General features: G+C 64.1%; 19 protein-coding genes. 7 read left to right on the top strand and 12 right to left on the bottom strand.

Annotated features, from left to right (window positions below):
- Positions 1-8 precede the first annotated feature (8 nt).
- Positions 9-1,034: a 2-dehydropantoate 2-reductase gene (locus tag ACF8NF_RS16515; protein ID WP_043791133.1), complete on the top strand. Its 1,026-nt coding sequence runs from the start codon at positions 9-11 to the stop codon at positions 1,032-1,034.
- 52 nt (positions 1,035-1,086) lie between these two features.
- Positions 1,087-1,485 (top strand): divalent-cation tolerance protein CutA, encoded by a 399-nt coding sequence (cutA, locus tag ACF8NF_RS16510; RefSeq protein WP_034366069.1) that lies wholly within the window; start codon positions 1,087-1,089, stop codon positions 1,483-1,485.
- On the opposite strand, the gene ACF8NF_RS16505 is transcribed toward cutA, so the two are convergent.
- The 4 genes from ACF8NF_RS16505 to ftsY form a co-directional block, all read right to left on the bottom strand.
- Positions 1,472-2,461: a Bug family tripartite tricarboxylate transporter substrate binding protein gene (locus ACF8NF_RS16505; protein WP_392450867.1), complete on the bottom strand. Its 990-nt coding sequence runs from the start codon at positions 2,459-2,461 to the stop codon at positions 1,472-1,474. The genes cutA and ACF8NF_RS16505 overlap by 14 nt on opposite strands.
- A 323-nt stretch (positions 2,462-2,784) precedes the next feature.
- The gene (locus tag ACF8NF_RS16500) at positions 2,785-3,714 is read right to left on the bottom strand and encodes a DMT family transporter (RefSeq protein WP_061288227.1); all 930 of its coding nucleotides are present in this window, start codon (positions 3,712-3,714) and stop codon (positions 2,785-2,787) included.
- Positions 3,715-4,237: 523 nt separating this feature from the next.
- The gene (locus ACF8NF_RS16495) at positions 4,238-4,975 is read right to left on the bottom strand and encodes a GntR family transcriptional regulator (RefSeq protein WP_241150346.1); all 738 of its coding nucleotides are present in this window, start codon (positions 4,973-4,975) and stop codon (positions 4,238-4,240) included.
- Between the two features lie 932 nt (positions 4,976-5,907).
- Positions 5,908-7,128: a signal recognition particle-docking protein FtsY gene (gene ftsY, locus ACF8NF_RS16490; protein WP_016449076.1), complete on the bottom strand. Its 1,221-nt coding sequence runs from the start codon at positions 7,126-7,128 to the stop codon at positions 5,908-5,910.
- A 28-nt stretch (positions 7,129-7,156) separates the two neighbouring features.
- Here ftsY and ACF8NF_RS16485 point away from each other — a divergent pair, with 28 nt between their 5' ends.
- The 4 genes from ACF8NF_RS16485 to coaD all read left to right on the top strand — a co-directional run bounded on the left by ACF8NF_RS16485 (position 7,157) and on the right by coaD (position 11,358).
- A complete protein-coding gene (locus ACF8NF_RS16485; RefSeq protein ID WP_016449075.1) occupies positions 7,157-8,635 on the top strand; it encodes a pitrilysin family protein in 1,479 nt (492 codons plus the stop codon).
- 26 nt (positions 8,636-8,661) lie between these two features.
- Positions 8,662-10,023, top strand: coding sequence for a M16 family metallopeptidase (locus ACF8NF_RS16480; RefSeq protein ID WP_392450866.1), 1,362 nt, complete (start codon positions 8,662-8,664; stop codon positions 10,021-10,023).
- Entirely contained in the window at positions 10,020-10,727 is a 708-nt protein-coding gene (rsmD, locus tag ACF8NF_RS16475) for a 16S rRNA (guanine(966)-N(2))-methyltransferase RsmD (RefSeq protein WP_016449073.1), read from the top strand. Before ACF8NF_RS16480 ends, rsmD begins: the two co-directional genes overlap by 4 nt.
- A gap of 130 nt (positions 10,728-10,857) precedes the next feature.
- Complete coding sequence (gene coaD / locus ACF8NF_RS16470) at positions 10,858-11,358, top strand: pantetheine-phosphate adenylyltransferase (RefSeq protein WP_016449072.1); 501 nt, start codon at positions 10,858-10,860, stop codon at positions 11,356-11,358.
- A gap of 53 nt (positions 11,359-11,411) precedes the next feature.
- On the opposite strand, the gene ACF8NF_RS16465 is transcribed toward coaD, so the two are convergent.
- The 5 genes from ACF8NF_RS16465 to ACF8NF_RS16445 form a co-directional block, all read right to left on the bottom strand.
- A complete protein-coding gene (locus ACF8NF_RS16465; RefSeq protein WP_016449071.1) occupies positions 11,412-12,530 on the bottom strand; it encodes a putative zinc-binding metallopeptidase in 1,119 nt (372 codons plus the stop codon).
- Positions 12,531-12,695: 165 nt separating this feature from the next.
- A complete protein-coding gene (locus tag ACF8NF_RS16460) occupies positions 12,696-13,016 on the bottom strand; it encodes a BON domain-containing protein (RefSeq protein ID WP_012203732.1) in 321 nt (106 codons plus the stop codon).
- Between the two features lie 71 nt (positions 13,017-13,087).
- Positions 13,088-13,477 carry a hypothetical protein gene (locus ACF8NF_RS16455; protein WP_016449070.1) on the bottom strand — a complete coding sequence of 130 codons (390 nt, stop codon included), beginning with the start codon at positions 13,475-13,477 and terminating at the stop codon, positions 13,088-13,090.
- Between the two features lie 111 nt (positions 13,478-13,588).
- Entirely contained in the window at positions 13,589-13,750 is a 162-nt protein-coding gene (locus tag ACF8NF_RS16450; protein ID WP_013803930.1) for a DUF1328 domain-containing protein, read from the bottom strand.
- A 244-nt stretch (positions 13,751-13,994) separates the two neighbouring features.
- The gene (locus ACF8NF_RS16445; RefSeq protein ID WP_016449069.1) at positions 13,995-15,344 is read right to left on the bottom strand and encodes a CHASE3 domain-containing protein; all 1,350 of its coding nucleotides are present in this window, start codon (positions 15,342-15,344) and stop codon (positions 13,995-13,997) included.
- A 143-nt stretch (positions 15,345-15,487) separates the two neighbouring features.
- Here ACF8NF_RS16445 and ACF8NF_RS16440 point away from each other — a divergent pair, with 143 nt between their 5' ends.
- The gene (locus ACF8NF_RS16440; protein ID WP_012203736.1) at positions 15,488-16,120 is read left to right on the top strand and encodes a response regulator transcription factor; all 633 of its coding nucleotides are present in this window, start codon (positions 15,488-15,490) and stop codon (positions 16,118-16,120) included.
- Positions 16,121-16,209: 89 nt separating this feature from the next.
- Here the strand turns inward: ACF8NF_RS16440 and ACF8NF_RS16435 are convergent, their stop codons facing one another.
- From ACF8NF_RS16435 to ACF8NF_RS16425, 3 genes are all read right to left on the bottom strand, one after another.
- On the bottom strand, positions 16,210-16,608 hold the full coding sequence (locus tag ACF8NF_RS16435) for a response regulator (RefSeq protein ID WP_013803928.1): 399 nt from the start codon (positions 16,606-16,608) through the stop codon (positions 16,210-16,212).
- A 119-nt stretch (positions 16,609-16,727) separates the two neighbouring features.
- Entirely contained in the window at positions 16,728-17,480 is a 753-nt protein-coding gene (locus ACF8NF_RS16430; RefSeq protein WP_017404230.1) for a HesA/MoeB/ThiF family protein, read from the bottom strand.
- Between the two features lie 71 nt (positions 17,481-17,551).
- Entirely contained in the window at positions 17,552-18,988 is a 1,437-nt protein-coding gene (locus tag ACF8NF_RS16425) for a S41 family peptidase (RefSeq protein WP_016449067.1), read from the bottom strand.
- Positions 18,989-19,074: the final 86 nt, after the last annotated feature.

The following is a 19,074-nucleotide window of genomic DNA, read 5'->3' as shown; positions in this document are numbered from 1 at the left end:
TCCCGCGCATGACCATGGAACAGACAAGCATTTCATTCGACAAGGCCTGCATCTTCGGCGCCGGTGCCATCGGCGGCTGGATGGGCGCGGCCCTGGCCCGCGCCGGCTGCCAGCTCAGCGCCGTGGCGCGCGGCGCCGCGCTGCAGGCCCTGCGCACCCAGGGCCTGACCCTGGTGCACGGCGAGCAGCGCGAGCACTTCGCGCTGCGTGCCGAACAGGACCCGGCCGCCCTGGGCGTGCAGGACCTGGTCATCATCTCCGTCAAGGCGCCGGGCATGCCCGATGTGGCCGAGCGCATCGCCCCGCTGATCGGCCCGCAGACCGTGGTGCTCACGGCCATGAACGGCGTGCCCTGGTGGTTCCTGCACGGCGGTGTCGATGCCAGCGTGCGCGGCAAGCAGCTGAAAGCCGTGGACCCTGAAGGCCGCATTGCGCAAGCCATCCCGCTGGGCCAGGTGCTGGGTTCGGTGGTCCATGCCAGCTGCTCCAACGATGCGCCCGGCGTGGTGCGCCGGCACTTCGGCAACAGCCTGATCCTGGGCGAGCCCCTGGCCGACGGACCCGGCCAGCCGCCCACGCCGCGCCTGGCGGCACTGGCCCAACTGCTGCAGCGTGGCGGCATCGAGGCCAAGGTCTCCGACAACATCCAGCGCGACGCCTGGTACAAGCTCTGGGGCAACATGACCGTCAACCCCGTCAGCGCGCTGACGGGTGCCACCTCGGACCGCATCCTGGGCGACGACCTGGTGCGCGGCCTGATCACGCGCGTGATGCTGGAGGCCAAGGAGATCGGCGCGCGCATCGGCCTGCCCATCAACGAATCGCCCGAAGACCGCCATGCGGTCACGCTCAAGCTGGGCGCCTTCAAGACCTCCATGCTGCAGGACGTGGAAGCGGGCAAGCCCGTGGAACTCGATGCCCTGGTGGGCGCGGTGCGCGAAATGGGGCAGCTGTGCGGCGTGGACACCCCGTTCACCGATGCGCTGCTGGGCCTGGCGCGGCTGCAGGCGCGGCAAAAGGGGCTGATGGCCTGACGCCGCAAGGGCCAGTACCGGCCTGCAGCACGCAACCGTAGACTACGCCTCCATGACTTCCGCCAAGAACCCCGCCTCGCCCTGGTCCACGCTGTGCGTGGTGGCCACCACCGTCCCCAGTGCCGAGGAGGCCGCCCATCTGGCGCGCAGCCTGGTGCAGCAGCAGGCCGCGGCCTGCGTGCAGGTGGAGGCCATCACCTCGCACTACGTGTGGGACGGCGAGATGCACGCCACGCCCGAGTGGCGCCTGGTCTGCAAGACCCTGCCCGACGTGCTGGAGCGCCTGGCCCGGCTGCTGCGCGCCGGGCACAGCTACAGCGTGCCGCAGATCACCATGCGCACCGAGCGCTGCATGGCCGACTATGCGCAGTGGCTGCGCTCCCAGGTCTCGACCCGGGACGTGGCGGACACTGCAGAAAGGGCCGCCGCGCCCCGCATCACTGCGGCGTGACGTTGGCGGCCTTGATCACGGGCACCCAGGTCGCTGTCTCCTTGCGGATCAGCTCGCCGAAGGCGCTGCCCGTGACCACCCAGGGCTCGATCCCCTGCAGGTCCAGCTGCCTGACCACGGCCGGCGTGTTGAAGATCTCCTGAATATCCTTTTCCAGCTGCTTGAGCACGGCCGGTGGCGTCTTCTTTGGCGCCATCACGCCGTACCAGGACGAGATGGCAATGCCCGGTACGCCCGCCTGGGCCAGCGTGGGCACCTCGGGCAGGTACTTGCTGCGCGCCGGGTCGGTCACGGCCAGCGCGCGCAGCTTGCCCGACTGCACATGCGGCAGCAGCGCGGGCACATTGCCCACGATCATCGGCACCGTGCCGCCCAGCACATCGTTGAGGCCGGGCGCCGTGCCCTTGTAGGCCACGTGCAGGATGTCGGCACCGGTCTGCTGCTTGAACAGCTCGCCGGCCAGATGCAGGCTGGAGCCCACGCCGGGCGAGGCATAGCTGATGGTGGCCGGCCTGGCCTTGGACAGGGCCACCAGCTCCTGCACCGTTTTGGCGGGTACGCCAGGGTGCACGGCGATCACATTGGCCGCCTTGGCCAGCGAGGCCACGGGCGCAAAGTCCGCCTCCACGCTGTAGCCGGGCCTGGCCAGCAGCGTGGGATTGATGGTCAGGTTGCCCTGGGGCACGACCAGCAGCGTATGGCCGTCCGCCGCGGCACGCTTGACCATGTCGATGCCGATATTGCCGTTGGCCCCGGGCTTGTTCTCCACCACCGAGGTCTGCTTATAGCGCTCGGCCAATCCCGTGGACAGCAGGCGGGCCAGCGCATCGACCGGGCCACCGGGCGGGAAGGGCGCGACGATGGTGAAAGGCTTGGCAGCCAGCTGCTGCTGGGCGGAGGCATCCTGGGCCAGGGCGCTCTGGCATGCGGCTGCTGCCAGCAGGGCGGCAGCGCCGAGCAAGGTGGGGGCTTTCATGGGGAACTCCGGGGAACAAGGCAAGGCAGGTACAAGCAAAAGAAATGCCTGAGGGCTATCGATTGTTTCTTGTATAAAACAACGTTCTTCTTATAAATCAATGCAAAGCATAAAACCTGCGGCTTGATTCGAATCAAGGGAAAACCCTTGCCTGCATGCCTGGGCCTTCGCTGCGTTCGCATGCCCAAGAAAAAAGGAGCGCAGCGCGCTCCCGTAAGTCCACTCCAGAGAATGGGTCAAAGCGCATCAACAGGGGAGCTGATGCAGTCGATGCCAAGCCGCAGGACGACAGCTCCACGAGCAGGTCTTGCTGCCATCGCATGTCAGGCCTGTAGGCAAGTCACCACTAAGCCCAACAGCATCAGGCCCATGCCTATCTTCTCTGTTCGACTGAAGCTTTCGCTGAACACGCGGCGCGAAACCAGGTAGCTGAAAACGACCTCGATCATTCCCAAAGTGCGCACAGGTGATGCTCCTTGCATGGCGTAGGCCGTGAACCAAGCAATTGAAGCGGCTGCCCCCATGCAACCGGCAAGCAGCGAGATGCGCCAAGCTCGAAAAATAGGTGCCAGACCTTGAGCTGTGCGCAACTGGATCCAAAGTCCCATGCCGACGGTTTGCATCGACTGTGCGATCAGCACGCCCCAGGCGCCAGATAACCATGCCGTTTCGGCGCCAAGTGCCAGCGACCCTCCTCGAAATCCTACTGTTGCAACTGCAAAGCAGGAGCCGCAAGCCAGGCCATAAAGTGCAGATCGGTTGAGCCACGCGGACGGTGAGAGCAACTGTTCGCGTGGCGGCAGGGACAGCAGCAGCATACCGATTGTGGCTACGATCATTGCGGCCAACGCCAGCGGTGTTGGAAGTTCATGGAGAAAAACCGATGCGAACAGAGCTAGCTGCAGCACCTCTGTCTTTGTCAGAGTGACAGCCACGGCAAAGTTGCGCTCCTTCATCGCCAGCAGCAAAGCGACCGTTCCAGCCAATTGGAAAAAAGCGCCCAATGCAATCCAGCCAAGGTAAATCGGCGTGATCGAAGGTACAGCGTATGGCTTTGCTGGTACCAGATACAGCAGTGCCAGCCACAACATGGCAAAAGGTAGGCCATACAGAAAACGCACCAGTGTGGCCGATAGCGCGCCCAGCTCCTGTGTCAGGCTGCGCTGCGCTGTGTTTCGTACCGTTTGAGCGAGAGCGGCGAACAGGGTTATGGGAACCCATAACCAAGAAAAACCTTGAATGGATTCAAGCATGAATATGGAGGAGGGATGGGTAAATGGGGCGTAGAGTAAATTCTTACATTGTTGTGGATTATTTGGTAATGCACAGCAATGCTCATTTGCTGATTAGAGAAATTTTGCTCTCTTGAAGATTTATTGAACGGTTGAAGACAGAGACTCGAGATAGAACATGAGGCCTGCGTAGAGCGTTTCTTCTGGGGTGCCCGCGCGAGGAGAGCTCGGCATCATCCAGGTATCCTTGCTGCCGTTTATCCGCATGCTGCGGAGAAAGCAGTATGTGGTCAATGCGTAGAATTTGCAACTCGAAAAATACTCTTAAGATAAAGATTTTCTTAAATACAGAGATATTGAAATCGATTTGCAGAATGCGCAATTCCAGTAAGAAATTCAGAGAAAGAACTGATTTTCTCAACAAGCACGCATAGCGTGATTGTTATGAAAAGGTGATGCTGGTTCTTTATTTCCTGATGCTATCTGAAAATAGTATGGCTATAGATGGTGGCTTATCTTGCGTGCCAGTTTTGAAAGAGCGATTTCATAGGCCCCTGCGTATAGCCGCCAGCAGGCTTCTCGAAGAATTCCAGATATGCTGCTCGGCAAGGGCCTGGGCCTTCTTTGGGTCGCGATTGCGGATGGCGGCGAGGATGCCGCGTTTTTCTTCTGTGCTTTCTGAAGCCCGTGAGCTGTGAGAAAGTGAGAGTCTCCGCAGGCGTGCGAGGCGGCTCCTTTGTGAAGAAAGATAGCTTGCCATCAGCGAATTTTGGGCTGCATCCAGGAGAACTTCGTAGAACTCCTCGATGGTCTCGATCTGAGCCTCGACATCGCCCGAAATCTGCGCTTCATTCATCGCTTTCACTGTGACATCCAGGCGCTCGATTTGCTCTATGGTGGCTCGCTCTGCGCACAGTGCCGCCACATAGCCTTCAACGGCTGCACGCATTTCAAAGATCTGGCGAATGCCGTCTTCATCGATAACGGCGACTATCGGGCCTTTATAGGGCTCCTTTGTGATCCACCCTTCTGCCTCCAATTGCCCCAGGGTTTCACGAACTATCGTTCTGCTCACATCAAGGAGATCGCACAGCTTGCGTTCTACCAAGCGTGATCCAGGTGGAAGTTGGCCTTCCACAATGGCGCGCTTCAATTGCTCAAGTGCCAGCTGTCGGAGCGTTGGATTCACACGCTCTACGGCCATACTGCCTCGCGGAATTCCCATGTCTGTCAATGCAGGTCTGTCTGTGTCTGTACCTGCTTTAGAGGCTTGCCGTTTCATGTCTGTTGGACTTTCTTGCGAATTGAGTGATGGTATACCAACATACAATCTTGGGTCAAGATATGGAAGGGTGCGAAAAATTGAGAGGCATCTGGTTGGGAAGGCAGCAGGAAGACAGTGACCAAGCCATCTCCGCCATCGATGGTTTGTTTCTGATTGGTTTGCAAGCCACATAAATTGGCCTGAACTTGCCATCTGCAGCCAGCAAGTAGCCTAATCGGCTGGTTTAAAACACTTATGTGCTTTTACGAGCCCCGAAAAGTGGGGGGTGGCAGAGCGGGAGAATATGCTTGAAATGATGCGCGGCACACGCCGTAGTTGGCATATCGAAGGCAGGTCGCACTGAAGAGTCTGTTGCCGAGTTTTCGCACAGGCACTCAACAGAGTTGGTGCGCTTGCCGAGGCATGGGCCGTACGCTCACCCGCACGCAAAGGTGGAGCGACGGGAAAAAATGCGTTCTCCACATCGGAGGCCAGAGATGAGTGCGGTGGTGCACCGCAAGGCCTGCCAGCCGGCGTCAGTGAGGAAGAGCTAGGATTTCTGACCGTCCGAAGCAAGGACGGGCTTGTCGGTGCTACCGAGCACTGGCGGAAGTGCTGCTTTGACTGGCCGAAGAGATTCGTCAATTGCCACGTGACGATGAGTGGCTGCTTCGGTGATTGAAGGGCATGCCCTTTCTGGTCTTTGCCGCGCCCACGCTGTCGGCTGTGGCGAAGTTACTGGGCTTTTGCGGCAAGTCACATGAGCTAACCCGGTAGGGCCTGGCCTGATCAGTCCCGAAGCGGTTGAGTGCGTCAGAGGTTGAGGCTGGAGAGCTCTTCGTTGAGCGGTCACTCCCCAATGGATGAGCGGAGAGCGGCTTGAGCGCCAGCCCGCAATTCATCCATTCCGCCTTCCTGTGGCGCCTGTCGAGAAAACTCTGAACAGATTGTCAGGACAGCAGCGCCTGCGCGAATTCCCTGGCGTTGAAGGTCTCCAGGTCTTCGACCTTTTCGCCCACGCCGATGAAGTACACGGGGATCGGCCGTTCCTGGGCAATGGCGGCCAGCACGCCGCCCTTGGCCGTGCCGTCGAGCTTGGTGACGATCAGGCCCGTGAGCTGCAGTGCATCGTCAAAGGCGCGCACCTGGGCCAGCGCGTTCTGGCCGGTGTTGCCGTCGATGACCAGCAGCACCTCGTGCGGTGCCGTGGCATCGGCCTTGGTGACCACGCGGCGGATCTTGCGCAGCTCTTCCATCAGGTGCAGCTGGGTGGGCAGGCGGCCCGCCGTGTCCACCAGCACCACATCCTTCTTGCGGGCGCGGCCGGCGGTGACGGCATCAAAGCTCACGGCTGCAGGATCACCGCCTTCCTGGCTGACGATCTCCACCGTGTTGCGGTTGGCCCAGACGCCGAGCTGCTCGCGCGCGGCGGCGCGGAAGGTGTCGGCGGCAGCCAGCAGCACGCTCTGGCCTTCGTCGGCCAGATGCTTGGTCAGCTTGCCGATGGAGGTGGTCTTGCCTGCGCCGTTGACGCCAGCGACCATGACCACGGTAGGCTGGTGCTCGCCGATGATCAGCGGCTTTTCCAGCGGGCGCAGCAGGTCGGCCAGTGCATCGGCCAGCAACGCCTTGACGGCGGCGGGGTCGGTGGCCTTGGCTTCCTTGACGCGGCGGCGCAGGTCGGTGAGCAGGTGCTCGGTGGCCTTGACGCCGGTGTCGGCCATCAGCAGGGCGTCTTCCAGCTCTTCGTACAGCGCATCGTTGATCTGCGTGCCGGTGAAGACCGTGGCGATGCTGCTGCCGGTCTTGCGCAGTCCGGCCTTGAGGCGCTGCATCCAGTTCTGGCGGCTGGCGCCTTCGGCTTCGGGCTTGGCCGTGGGCTCGGGTGCGGCAATGAAGTCGGCAGGCGCGAGCGTGGAAGCAGCAGCAGTGGGTGCAGCGGGTGCGGCAGGCGGGGCGGCATCGCCCTTGCCGCCGCCGAAGGGCTTGCGCCACCAGGCGCTGCCGGTGTCGGCTGCGGCCGGTGGGGCAGGCGTGCCAGGGGGCAGGTCTGGGGCGCGGTCCTGCGGCGGGGTTGCGGGAATGCCGGCCTCTTCAGGCGCGGCGCTGCTGTCCGCCGGGGAAATCTCGGCGGAGGAGGGGGTGGGCTTTTTCTTGAAAAAACTGAACATCGGCAGGTTCTTAGAATCACAGCATTCTATGAAACATGCACTCACCCTCCTGGGCTTAATGGCCTGCATGGGCACCGGGGCTGCTTTGGCAGCCCCGGATGCATCCTCTTCCTCCCCTTCGTCACTGCTGCAGACGGTGGCCAGCCAGGCCGCAGGCGGCCAGCGGTCCGCCACAGCAGCGCAGCAATTCACCCTGAAGAACGGCATGCAGCTCATCGTGCAGCCCGACCGGCGCGCGCCCACGGCCGTGCACATGGTCTGGGTGCGCGTGGGCGCCATCGACGAGGTGGACGGCACCTCGGGCGTGGCCCACGCGCTCGAGCACATGATGTTCAAGGGCTCGCGCAAGGTGGCTCCCGGCGAGTTCTCGCGCCGCGTGGCCGCGCTGGGCGGGCAGGAGAACGCCTTCACCAGCCGCGACTACACGGGCTACTACCAGCAGATCCCGTCCAGCCGGCTGGAGGAAGTGATGAAGCTCGAATCCGACCGCTTCGCCAACAACCACTGGCCCGACAGCGAGTTCAAGAAGGAGATCGAGGTCATCAAGGAAGAGCGCCGCATGCGCACCGAGGACCAGCCGCGCGCCGTGCTCATGGAGCAACTGATGGCGGCGACCTTCATGGCCTCGCCCTACCACCGGCCCGTGATCGGCTGGATGAGCGATCTGGACGCCCTGACGCCCGGCGACGTGCGCGATTTCCACAGCCGCTGGTATGTGCCCGGCAATGCCACCGTCGTCATTGCCGGTGATGTGGACGTTGCCAAGGTCCGCGCCTGGGCCGAGAAGTACTACGGCAGCATTCCCGCACGCGCCGTGCCGGTGCGCAAGCCGCGCACCGAGCCTGCGCAGATCGGCATCCGCCGCATCGAGGTCAAGCAGCCGGCCGAGCAGGCCCTGGTGGCCCTGGCCTTCCGTGCGCCCTCGCTGACGCGCGTCAGCGATCTGCAGGCCGATGACCGCGATGCGCTGGCGCTGCTGGTGCTCTCGGCCGTGCTCGACGGCTATGACGGCGCCCGCCTGGAGCGGGCCCTGGTCCAGGGCGAAGGCCGCGTGGCCGACGGCGCGGGCAGCTCCATGTCGCTCATGAGCCGCGGCCCCGGCCTGTTCATGCTGACGGGCGTGCCCGCCACCGGCAAGACTGCGGCCGAGGTCGAGGCCGCGCTGCGCGCCGAAGTGGCCAAGGTCGCCAGGGACGGCGTCGAGCCTGCCGAACTGGAGCGCGTGAAGACGCAATGGATGGCCTCCAATGTCTATGAGCGCGACTCGGTCATGGGCCAGGCCCAGAGCCTGGGCAATTACTGGATACAGGGCATGCCGCTGGATGCGGAAGACCAGTTGCTGGCCCAGCTTCGCACCATCACGCCCGATGACGTCAAGCGCGTGGCGGCCAAGTACTTTGGCGATGACCAGCTCACGGTGGGCACCCTGGTGCCGCAGCCCCTGCCTGAAGGCGGCAAGCCCCGCCGCACCGACGCGGGTGCCGGCATTGGCGGACCCCTGCATTGATGCCCCCGAAGCACGCTGGAGTGAAGATGAAGAACATGAAAAAGATGGTGGCCAGCTCCGTGCTGGCAAGCGTGGGCCTGGGCTTTGGCGCCACGTCCGCATGGGCCTTGCTGCCCATCCAGCACTGGACCCAGCCCAGCGGGGCGCAGGTCTGGCTGGTGGACAGCCCGGGCATTCCCATGGTCGATGTGCAGATGGATTTCGACGCCGGCAGCCGGCGCGATCCCGCCAACCAGGTTGGCCTGGCCAGCGCCGTGGCGCTGATGGCGTCCAAGGGCGTGACCGCCCAGGGCGATGCGCCTGCGCTGGACGAGAACGGCCTGGGTCAGGCCTGGGCCGATCTGGGCGCCAGCTTTGGCGCCCAGGCGGGCCGCGACAGCTTCAGCTACGGGCTGCGCTCCCTGACCGAGCCTGCGCTGCTGCAGCGCGCCGTGGCCCTGGCCGCGCGCCAGATCGCCAGCCCCAGCTGGCCGCAGGACGTGTGGCTGCGCGAACGCGAGCGCTGGACTGCGGCCATCAAGGAGTCGGACACGCGCCCCGGAACGGTGGCCGGCAAGGCCCTGAGCCAGGGCGTGTTCGGCACCCACCCCTACGGTGCGCGTGCCACGGCCGAGAGCCTGTCGCGCATCGACCTGTCGGACATGCAGTCCTTCCACCGCCGGCTGATCGCCGCCTGCCGTGCCAAGGTCAGCATCGTCGGCGCCGTCAGCCGCGAGCAGGCCGACCAGCTGGTGCAGCAACTGCTGGCTCCGCTGCAGGCGGCGCAGGGCCAGGATGCGGGCGCCTGCGCTCCGCTGCCCGACGTGCCCAAGGTGCAGGCGCTCAAGGCGCCGGTCAACGAGAACATCCCCTTCGCCTCGGCCCAGGCGCAGGTGCTGATCGCCCAGCCCGGCATTGCACGCAACAGCCCGGACTTCATGGCCGTGCTCGTGGGCAACCACATCCTGGGCGGCGGCGGCTTCACCTCGCGGCTGACCGAGGAAGTGCGCGAAAAGCGCGGCCTGAGCTACAGCGTCTACAGCGACTTCTCGCCAGGCCTGGACGCGGGTGCCTTCACGATCGCCCTGCAGACACGCCCCGACCAGGCGGCCGAGGCCTTGAAGGTGTCGCAGGACACGCTGCGCCGCTTTGTCGCCGACGGCCCGACCGAGAAGGAGCTCAAGGCCGCCAAGGACAATCTGATCGGCGGCTTTGCGCTGCGCATAGACAGCAACCGCAAGCTGCTGGGCAATGTGGCCAACATCGCCTGGAACGGCCTGCCGCTGGACTATCTGGAGCACTGGACCGAGCGCGTGCAGGCGCTGACCGTGCGTGATGTGCGCGAGGCCATGCAGCGCATGCTGCAGCCCGATCGCATGGTGACCGTCGTCGTGGGAGGCAAGCAATGAGCCGCAACAGCATCAAACTGCATACCCCTGCCGGCAAGCGCTGGCTGGAAAAGGCCACGGCCGAGGCCGCGGCGCCCAAGGCGCCTGCCGCAGCACCGGCCGCAAAGGCAAAGGCGGGCAAGCCGGCACCCTCGGGTGCGGGCGAGGTCCGCATCATCGGCGGCCAGTGGCGCCGCACGCGTCTGCCCGTGGCGCAGCGCCCGGGCCTGCGCCCCACGCCGGACCGCGTGCGCGAGACCCTGTTCAACTGGCTGGGCCAGGACCTGACGGGCTGGCACTGCCTGGACGCCTTCGCGGGCACGGGTGCGCTGGGCTTCGAGGCCGCATCGCGCGGCGCGACCAGCGTGCTGATGAACGAGCAGGACGCCGCCCTGGTGCTGCAGCTGCAGCGCCTGCGCGAGCGCCTGGACGCCCAGTCCGTGCGCGTGCTGCGCGGCGATGGCATCGGCTGCCTGCGCCAGGTGGCGCCGGGCACGCTGGACCTGGTGCTGATCGATCCGCCGTTCGACCATGCCGAGCTGTTCGAGCCTGCGCTGAAGGCCGCTGCGCTGGCCGTCTCCGCCCAGGGCTATGTCTATCTGGAGGCGCCCCAGGCCTGGACCGAGGAGCAACTGGCCGAGGCTGGCGGCCTGCAGCTGTTCCGCCATCTCAAGGCGGGTGCCGTCCACGCCCATCTGCTGCGCAAGGCCGCGCAGGACGAGTAGGCTGGCGCCGCAGCCGTGTTCCAGCGCAGGAATGCGGCTGTCGCGCAGCCGACGGGCCATGCTGCAGTGCAATGCATAATGCGCCATCCGTGCCGGACCAGGGCACGCGCAGCCAAGGAAAGTGAACGCCATGAGCCACGACGTGATTGCCGTCTACCCCGGAACCTTCGATCCGATCACGCTGGGCCACGAAGACGTGGTGCGCCGTGCGACCCAGCTGTTCAGCCACGTCATCGTGGCCGTGGCGGCCGGCCACCACAAGAAGACCATGTTCAATCTCGAGGAACGCATGGAGATGGTGCGCGAGGCCGTGTCCATCTATCCCCATGTCCAGGTCGAGAGCTTTCATGGCCTGCTGCGCGACTTCGTGGTCGAGCGCGGCGGCAAGGCCATGGTGCGCGGCCTGCGCGCGGTCACCGACTTCGACTACGAGTTTCAGCTTGCCGGCATGAACCGCACGCTGATGCCCGAGGTGGAGACCGTCTTCCTCACGCCCAGCGACCGCTACCAGTTCATCAGCAGCACCTTCGTGCGCGAGATCGCCACGCTGGATGGCGAGATCGACAAGTTCGTCTCGCCCAACGTGCGCACGCGACTGCTTGAGAAGGTGCAGGCCAATCGCGCTCCTTGAGAGAGGGAGGCTGGCCAGGCGCCTTGGCCCGCCCCCATGACGAGTTCACGATATCAGGCGCTCTGCGTGGCGGCACTTGCATTCACGGCCGCATGCACGAATTCCAGCTTGCGCCGCGCGCCCATTGAAAGAGCGAACGGATAGGCATCCCCGTGGCCCAGGCTGCGGTTGAGGCTGTTGGTCAGCAGCGTCAGCGGCACCCACTGGTCCAGCATGGTGCCGAAGTCCGGCCGGGCAGGGACCGCGAACGGGTCCTGCACGCACAGCGCGGCCGGCGTTCCCATGCCCGCCGCCGTGCCTGCGCCTCCTGGCAAGGTGATGCAGGTGCCATAGCTGGCCGCAGTCTCCAGCAGATCCACCATGTGCAGGTAGTGGGCCCAGCTTTCGGCCCAGTCTTCCCACGGGTGGGAGGTGGCATAGGCGCTGACGAAGTTGTCGCGCCACTGCCCATCCAGCGGGCTGCGTGCGTAGTAGTTCTGCAGGGCCTGGGCATAGTCCTGGCGCTCGTCGCCGAACAGGCGGCGGAATTCCTCGATACGGCCCGCGCCCACCACCAGCCTGTCCCAGAAGAAGTGGCCTGACTCATGGCGCAGATGGCCCACCAGCGTCCGGTAGGGCTCATGCAGCGCCTGGCGGCGCCGGGCACGCTCGGCATCGTCGGCCTCCACCACGTTCAGCGTGATGGTGCCGTTGGCATGGCCGGTCATCACCGGCGCCTGCCCGGGCAGGTCGGCCAGCAGTTCGAAGCGCGGCCCGTCCTCTCCAGGCCTGGGGCCCAGGCCCAGGCGGGCCAGCGTATAGAACAGCTGGCGCTTGGCCGCCTCGATCTTGGTCCAGCGCAAGGCATTGGCCGGGTCTGACAGATCGGGCAGCCAGCGTGTCTGGCGGCAGGATTCGCACAGCGCGTGGGGGTCGTCGGCGGGCAGGGCGAAGTTGCACTGGCCCACAGGTCCCCGGTGGCTGCACATCTTGTAGAGGCGGCCTGGCGGCTTGCCTGCGCCCAGGGAGGACAGGCTCTCCCACAGCGCGCTGTCCCGCGCGCCGGAAACCGGTCGAAGGCAAGCCACATGCAGTCGCTCTGGCAGGAAGGCCAGGGTGGCGCCGCAGTGCACGCATTGAACGCTGTCGAAGAAAACCGGGTGGCCGCAGGCATCGCAGTTGAAAACTCGCATGTCGGTCACTTTACGCCGTATGCCCTGGCGCCATGAAAAATGATTCCCATGTCGCCCTGGCGCTGCAAGGTCAGATTCCCCCAACGGTGGTTTTCACCGGGGTGGCCCTGCAATGAAAAAAGGCCGGATGACACCGGCCTTTCGATGGCCCCATGGGGGCCTGCATCAGGGGCGAACCACGATGCTGTTGCGCACTTCGCGCACGTTCTTGGTGGTGCGTGCGATCTCGGCAGCGCGGGCCTTTTCCGACTCCGACTTGGCAAAGCCCGACAGTTGCACCGTGCCGTTCAGGGTCTCGACGCTGATGGAGGTGGCCGAGACGCTCTTGTCCTCTGCCATCTTGGCCTTCACGGCAGTGGTGATGCCGGCGTCATCCACATACGAACCCACGGTCTGCTGGTCGCGGGCTACGGAGCAGGCGGTGGTGCCGAGCACGGTGGCGCCGGCGACGAGAGCGAAAGCGATGGCACGGGTGTACTTTTGCATGGTCAGTTCTTTCTTGGACAAGAAATGGAGGGAAACGGTAGTCGAGGGAACTCGGGGGGCTGGGCTGCAGCTCACTTGCGCGAGCGGGAACTCATGAAGAACGCGGTGGCCAGGGCTGCGCCCGTGGCTGCTGCCAGCAGCATGGAGCGGCCAGGCTGCTCGATGACGTAGCGCGTGGTGGCTTCCGTGGCAGATTGCAGCTGGCGGCGGGCGCGGTCGGAGCTGTCGGCGCAGAAGTTGATTCCGCGCGTGGCCAGTTCCTGGGCACGTGCCGCGAGGTCGTCGATGACGGGATTCAGTTCACGCTCGATGGACTTCACGCCTTCCTCGGCCTTGTCCAGAGCATTTGCTGCAGTGCGGCGCGTGGTGTTGACGGCTTCCTTGGCAGTGTCTGCTACGTCCTGGGCAACGTCCTTGGCGGTATCGGCGGCTTTGTTCACGGCTTTCTCGGCTTGGCTCATTGGTTCTATCTCCTCAAAACTTGCATGAATGGGAAAGGCGGTCGGGCTGCCGGGCTGGCTGCCCGCCGGAGGCGGGCTTGGGCTGGCAGGTGGCTGAAGGCGGCGCCGCCGCTACTTCTTGATCAGGCTCATCACAAAGGTGACTACAGCCATGATCACGAAAATATAGAACAGGATCTTGGCGATGCCTACAGCACCTGCCGCAATTCCGCCAAAGCCGAAGATGGCGGCGACGAGAGCGATCACGAAAAACACGATGGCGTAGTGCAGCATGTAGAACTCCTTGGTTGTTCGTTGCCAAGAAACGGCATCTGGCTGTCAGGAGCCGAGTGCTGTTCCCATGCGATTGACTGTACCGAGCCGCCCGAGGCCGGATTGACGGTGCCCGGCGTGGCATGGCGTCAGGGTTAGGCAGGGGGTGGGTGTAGGAAAAGCGCCGGCCCGCAGTGCCCATCAAGAAAAACCCCTGCCAGGGCGGTGCCGGGCAGGGGTTGTGCGTGCAGGCGAGGCGTCGTGGTCAGGCGGATGCCGGGCTCAGCGGAATGACGGCGGAGATGGCCGTGCCCTTGCCCAGTTCGGAGGAGACTGTCAGCCGCCCGCCTGCCGCCTCCACGCGATGGCGCATGCCGGCCAGCCCGTGGGAGTTGGGGCGCATGGCCGAGGTCTCGAAGCCCTCGCCATCGTCCTGGATCTGCACTGTCACATAGGTCGGGTAGTTGTGCACGGAGACTAGTACGTGGCTGGCCTTGGCGTATTTGCCGATATTGGTCAGCGACTCCTGCACGATGCGGTAGACCGTGAGCTGGGTCGATTCCGGCAGCTCCACCTGCTCCAGGTTCGCTGTGACCTCGATGCCGCTGCGTTCGCCGAATTCGCGTGCCAGGATTTCCAGCGCCGTGGTCAGGCCCAGGTTGGACAGTGACGAAGGACGCAGGTCCTCGATGATGCGGCGCTTGAGGGCAATGCCGCTGTTGAGCGTCTCCACCAGATGGCTGACGCGCTCTCCCACGTCGGGGGCGCTGAGGTCGATCTTGGATTTGAGCCGGGCCACATCGAGCTTGGCCGCCGTCAGCAGCGAGCCCAGTTCATCGTGCAGCTCGCGCGCCAGGTGGCCGCGCTCATCCTCGCGCACCTGCTGCAAGTGGTTGGCCAGCTCCGTCAGCGTGGCCGTGCGTTCGCGCACCAGGGCTTCAAGGCGGTTGCGCTCGTCACGCTGGATTTCCTGCTCGCGCTGATGGGCCTGCTGCAGCGCGTGGGCCTGGCGCAGGTACATGAAAAAGCCCAGCACGCCCAGCGCGGTCACCGTGGCAATGCCTATGCGCGACAGCGACAGCGTGTGCTCGATATCCTGCAGGTTCTTGGCCGAGCGCTCGTCTATGCCTGACAGCAGCTTGCCGGTGTAGTCCCGGATGGCGTCCATGTTCTCCATGCCCACGTCCGTGAACATGACGAAGCGCCAGGCTTCCTCGTTGCCCTGGCGGTACAGGCGCAGGCTCAACTCCATCTCGCTCATCTTGCGCTCGACCTGGCGGGCCAGCGGCGTGAAGATGGCCAGTTCCTGGGGGTCGTAGATGAAGATCTGGCGCAACTCGTCCATGTTGTAGTTGATGGCCGTGATCGCCTTGCTGTAGGGCTCCAGGTAGCGCTCCTCCCCCGTAAGCAGGTAGCCGCGCAGGCCGGTCTCGGCATCGAGCATCAACCGCAACAGTTGGCTGATTTCCGAGCGGGTCGCCTGGGTCTGGGTCATGGCCTCCAGCGCCTTGGTCGAGCGCTTGTAGCTGGCCTCGTTAATGCTGACAAGCAGCACGGCCGCAACGATGGCAAATGCCAGGCTGATCGCAATTCTTCGGAAATTTATCCAACGCATAAGCATCCTCTCACCTACAAGATCTTCGCCGATATTCTGCATAATTCGTGTTATCGGCAGCCGGAGCAGTTCCTGCCCCGGCCGTTACCATATATTGTTTGCACGACCGGCGTTCCTGCTGGTCCCCCGAAAAAGAGGTATTCATGATCAGAATCGGCATTGTGGACGACCATGCAATTGTGCGCTCGGGTCTGCGTCAGTTTCTCTCGGAACATGTGGACCTGCGTGTAGTCGGTGAGGCCGCCAATGGCCGTGAGGCCATCGACTTGGTCCGAGCCCACGAGATCGACGTGCTGTTGATGGACCTGTCCATGCCCGGGCAAAGCGGCATCGATGCGCTGGCCATGCTGCGGGCCAAGGCCCCCGACATGGGCATCCTGATCCTGAGCGGATATCCCGAGGAGCACTACGCGATCAACCTGATCCGCCAGGGCGCCAGCGGCTACCTGAACAAGGAATGCGATCCCCAGGAGATTGCCGAAGCGATCCGCACCGTGGCCCTGGGCCGCCGCTACCTGACGCCGGCCGTGGCCGACCTGCTGGCCCAGCAGCTCAACCGCAAGGATGACGCGCCAGCGCATGAACAACTGTCCGAGCGTGAGTTCCAGGTCTTCCTCAAACTCGCGCGCGGCGAAACGGCAGGTGATATTGCGAAATCGCTCTCGCTGAGCGTGAAGACGGTCAGTACCTATCGCACGCGGCTTATGGAGAAAATGGGATTGTCATCCAACAGCGATCTCACGTATTACGCGCTGAAAAACCGGCTGATCGACTGATTTCCAGTCAATAGAAAATACGGGCTGCACGATTATCAAGTCGTGCAGCCTTTTTCTTTGATGGAGAGTAAAAATGCCGTGTTTTGGGTTCAGGCTGTTTTGAGTTGATTGAGCGATGCGGCGTCGATATTCATGCAATAGTCCATGAGTGCATCGATCTCATTGGACTTGTCGAAGACCGCATCCACGCCGAGCTGGGCGCAGCGGCTGCGGATGTCAGGGGTGGCGTAGTTGCTGAGCACCACGATCTTCTGGTGCGGCTGGCGCTCGCGGCAGGCGGTGAGCACACCCAGGCCGCTGCCCTGGCGCAGGAACAGGTCGACGATGGCCAGATCCCATGCGTCGGGGTTCTGCTGAAGCCAGTCCGTCCCCGCGCTTTCCGTCTCGGCGATGCCCACGGCCTCGACATCGGCGAGTTCCTCGAGCGTGGCGATCAGGTTCTCGCGGATCGTAGGGTTGTCTTCAACAAGATAGGTGCGCAATTTCACGGCTGTATCCAATAGGGACGCGGATGGCAATCGGAGTCCGGCGGAACCCGGCCTTCATTGTCCTGCGCGACAGCGGGCGATTGTGCCAGTGGGGGATCGGCCTGGAAGTCAGCCGATTCCTACGCCTTGTTGCCGCAAACGGGACAGTCCGGCACACGGGTGGTTTGCATGCTACTCCAATCGAGGCTGCGGCTGTCGAACATGGTCAGGCGGTTTGTTGCAGGCGTGCCAAAACCCGCGATCAGCTTGAGGGCTTCGGCCGCCTGCAGCGTGCCCATGACGCCGACCACGGGGGCGAAGACGCCCATGGTCGAGCACTGCACTTCCTCGAACTGCGCCTCCGGCGGGAATACGCAGGCATAGCAGGCGCAGTTCTCGTCGCGTGGGTCCATCACCATGAGCTGGCCATCCAGGCGGATGGCCGCCCCCGCCACCAGGGGCACCTTGTGCCGCACGCAGGCCGCGTTGATCATGTGGCGCGTGCGGTAGTTGTCCGTGCAGTCCAGCACCACCGTGGCTTGGGGCACGAGCTCGTCGAGCAGGGCATCGTCTGCGCGCTGCTGGCGGCAATCAATGCGGATGCCGGGGTTGATGGCATGCACGGCCGTGCGTATGGATTGCACCTTGGGCTGGCCCACGCGATCGGTGGTGTGGGCAATCTGGCGCTGCAGGTTGGTCATGTCCACGGCATCGTCGTCCACCAGGGTGATGCGGCCGATGCCGGCCGAGCCCAGGTACAGCGAGGCAGGCGCGCCCAGGCCGCCTGCGCCGATGATGAGCACATGCGCTGCCAGGATGCGCTCCTGGCCTTCGATGCCGATCTCGTCCAGCAGGATGTGGCGCGAGTAGCGCAGCAGTTGATCGTCGTTCATTCGCGTCTCCAGACGTGAAAAAGCCGGGCGCGGGCCCGGCTTGGTGGGAGCGCGGACCCGGTCCGCGCTCTTCAGTTTTCCTTCTTTTCGGGCTCGCGCTCGGTCAGGGTCTTGCTGACCATGACGGGCTGGCCCTTGAGGCGGTTGAGCGCCTGCTGCAGCTGGAAGTCCTTTTCGGTGCCGAACTCGGGCAGGCGGCGCTCGGCCAGGGGTTTCTTGGCCTCTTCCTCCAGGCGCTTGCGGGCTTCCTCGCGGGCCTTCTCGCGCACTTCGTCCTTGACTTCGGCGCCCTGTCCGCTGGACAGGTGCTTTTCCAGGTCGGCCTCGCGCATGCGCAGGGCAGCGAACAGATCGCCTTCAGGGGTCTCGTCCACCATCACGTCAGGAACGATGCCCTTGGCCTGGATGGATTTGCCGCTGGGCGTGTAGTAGCGGGCCGTGGTCAGCTTCAGGCCCGTGTCGGGACCCAGCGGGCGAACGGTCTGCACCGAGCCCTTGCCGAAGGTCTGGCTGCCCATGATGACCGCACGCTTGTGGTCCTGCAGGGCGCCGGCCACGATTTCGCTGGCCGAGGCCGAGCCTTCGTTGACCAGAACCACCAGCGGCAGCTTCTTGAGCGAGGCGGGCAGGCGCTGCAGCGGGTCTCCCATGCCGCGGCGGGCATAGAAGCTGGGCGAGGCCTTGTAGGTTTCCTTGCTCTCGGCCAGCTGGCCGTTGGTGGACACCACGGTCACATCGGGCGGCAGGAAGGCTGCCGAGATGGCGACGGCCGCGTCCAGCAGGCCGCCCGGGTCGTTGCGCAGGTCCAGAACCAGGCCCTTCATGTTGGGTTCCTGCTTGTACAGCTCTTCGACCTTGCGCACGAAGTCGTCCACCGTGCGTTCCTGGAACTGGCTCAGACGGATCCAGCCGTAGCCGGGCTCGATGACCTTGCCCTTGACGGATTGCGTCTTGATTTCCTCGCGCGTGATGGTCACGGGGAAGCTGCGGCTTTCATCCTTGCGCAGGATGGTCAGCTGCACCTTGGTGTTGGGCTCGCCGCGCATGCGCTTGACGGCGTCGTTGAGCGACAGGCCCTTGACGGCCGTGTCGTCGATCTTGGTGATCAGGTCGCCGGTCTTGAGGCCCGCGCGGAAGGCGGGGGAGCCTTCGATGGGCGAGACGACCTTGATCAGGCCGTCTTCCTGCGTGATCTCGATGCCCACGCCGACGAAGCGGCCCGAGGTGCCCTCGCGGAATTCCTTGTAGGACTTCTTGTCGAAGTACTGCGAATGCGGATCGAGGCTGGACACCATGCCGGAGATGGCATCGGTGATCAGCTTCTTGTCATCGACCGACTCGACATAGTCGGTCTTGATCAGGCCGAAGACGGCGGACAGCTGCTGGATTTCCTCCAGCGGCAGCGGGGTCATGGCACCGCGGGCCACGGTCTGCAAGGAAACCGTGGTCAGTGCTCCGGCGATTACGCCTACGGAAACCCAGCCGGCAATTTTGATTTTCTGGCCCATATCACCCCTTTAACCGCGTCAATATACACCCGCTTGGAAAGGCAAGCGCCCGCGTGGTTCCCTAAAAACGGCGCAGCAAGCGCAAT

It is taken from the genome of Delftia sp. WSY_22 (genome assembly GCF_043104185.1).
Taxonomy (GTDB): domain Bacteria; phylum Pseudomonadota; class Gammaproteobacteria; order Burkholderiales; family Burkholderiaceae_C; genus Comamonas; species Comamonas tsuruhatensis.
The sequence above is the reverse complement of the archived record's forward strand: the minus strand, read 5'-3'. Positions and strand labels throughout refer to the sequence as shown.

Coding starts and splice junctions, on each gene's coding strand:
- ACF8NF_RS16515 (WP_043791133.1), top strand. CDS start 9: ATGACCATGGAACAGACAAGCATTTCATTCGACAAGGCCTGCATCTTC.
- cutA (WP_034366069.1), top strand. CDS start 1,087: ATGACTTCCGCCAAGAACCCCGCCTCGCCCTGGTCCACGCTGTGCGTG.
- ACF8NF_RS16505 (WP_392450867.1), bottom strand. CDS start 2,461: ATGAAAGCCCCCACCTTGCTCGGCGCTGCCGCCCTGCTGGCAGCAGCC.
- ACF8NF_RS16500 (WP_061288227.1), bottom strand. CDS start 3,714: ATGCTTGAATCCATTCAAGGTTTTTCTTGGTTATGGGTTCCCATAACC.
- ACF8NF_RS16495 (WP_241150346.1), bottom strand. CDS start 4,975: ATGAAACGGCAAGCCTCTAAAGCAGGTACAGACACAGACAGACCTGCA.
- ftsY (WP_016449076.1), bottom strand. CDS start 7,128: ATGTTCAGTTTTTTCAAGAAAAAGCCCACCCCCTCCTCCGCCGAGATT.
- ACF8NF_RS16485 (WP_016449075.1), top strand. CDS start 7,157: ATGAAACATGCACTCACCCTCCTGGGCTTAATGGCCTGCATGGGCACC.
- ACF8NF_RS16480 (WP_392450866.1), top strand. CDS start 8,662: ATGAAGAACATGAAAAAGATGGTGGCCAGCTCCGTGCTGGCAAGCGTG.
- rsmD (WP_016449073.1), top strand. CDS start 10,020: ATGAGCCGCAACAGCATCAAACTGCATACCCCTGCCGGCAAGCGCTGG.
- coaD (WP_016449072.1), top strand. CDS start 10,858: ATGAGCCACGACGTGATTGCCGTCTACCCCGGAACCTTCGATCCGATC.
- ACF8NF_RS16465 (WP_016449071.1), bottom strand. CDS start 12,530: ATGCGAGTTTTCAACTGCGATGCCTGCGGCCACCCGGTTTTCTTCGAC.
- ACF8NF_RS16460 (WP_012203732.1), bottom strand. CDS start 13,016: ATGCAAAAGTACACCCGTGCCATCGCTTTCGCTCTCGTCGCCGGCGCC.
- ACF8NF_RS16455 (WP_016449070.1), bottom strand. CDS start 13,477: ATGAGCCAAGCCGAGAAAGCCGTGAACAAAGCCGCCGATACCGCCAAG.
- ACF8NF_RS16450 (WP_013803930.1), bottom strand. CDS start 13,750: ATGCTGCACTACGCCATCGTGTTTTTCGTGATCGCTCTCGTCGCCGCC.
- ACF8NF_RS16445 (WP_016449069.1), bottom strand. CDS start 15,344: ATGCGTTGGATAAATTTCCGAAGAATTGCGATCAGCCTGGCATTTGCC.
- ACF8NF_RS16440 (WP_012203736.1), top strand. CDS start 15,488: ATGATCAGAATCGGCATTGTGGACGACCATGCAATTGTGCGCTCGGGT.
- ACF8NF_RS16430 (WP_017404230.1), bottom strand. CDS start 17,480: ATGAACGACGATCAACTGCTGCGCTACTCGCGCCACATCCTGCTGGAC.
- ACF8NF_RS16425 (WP_016449067.1), bottom strand. CDS start 18,988: ATGGGCCAGAAAATCAAAATTGCCGGCTGGGTTTCCGTAGGCGTAATC.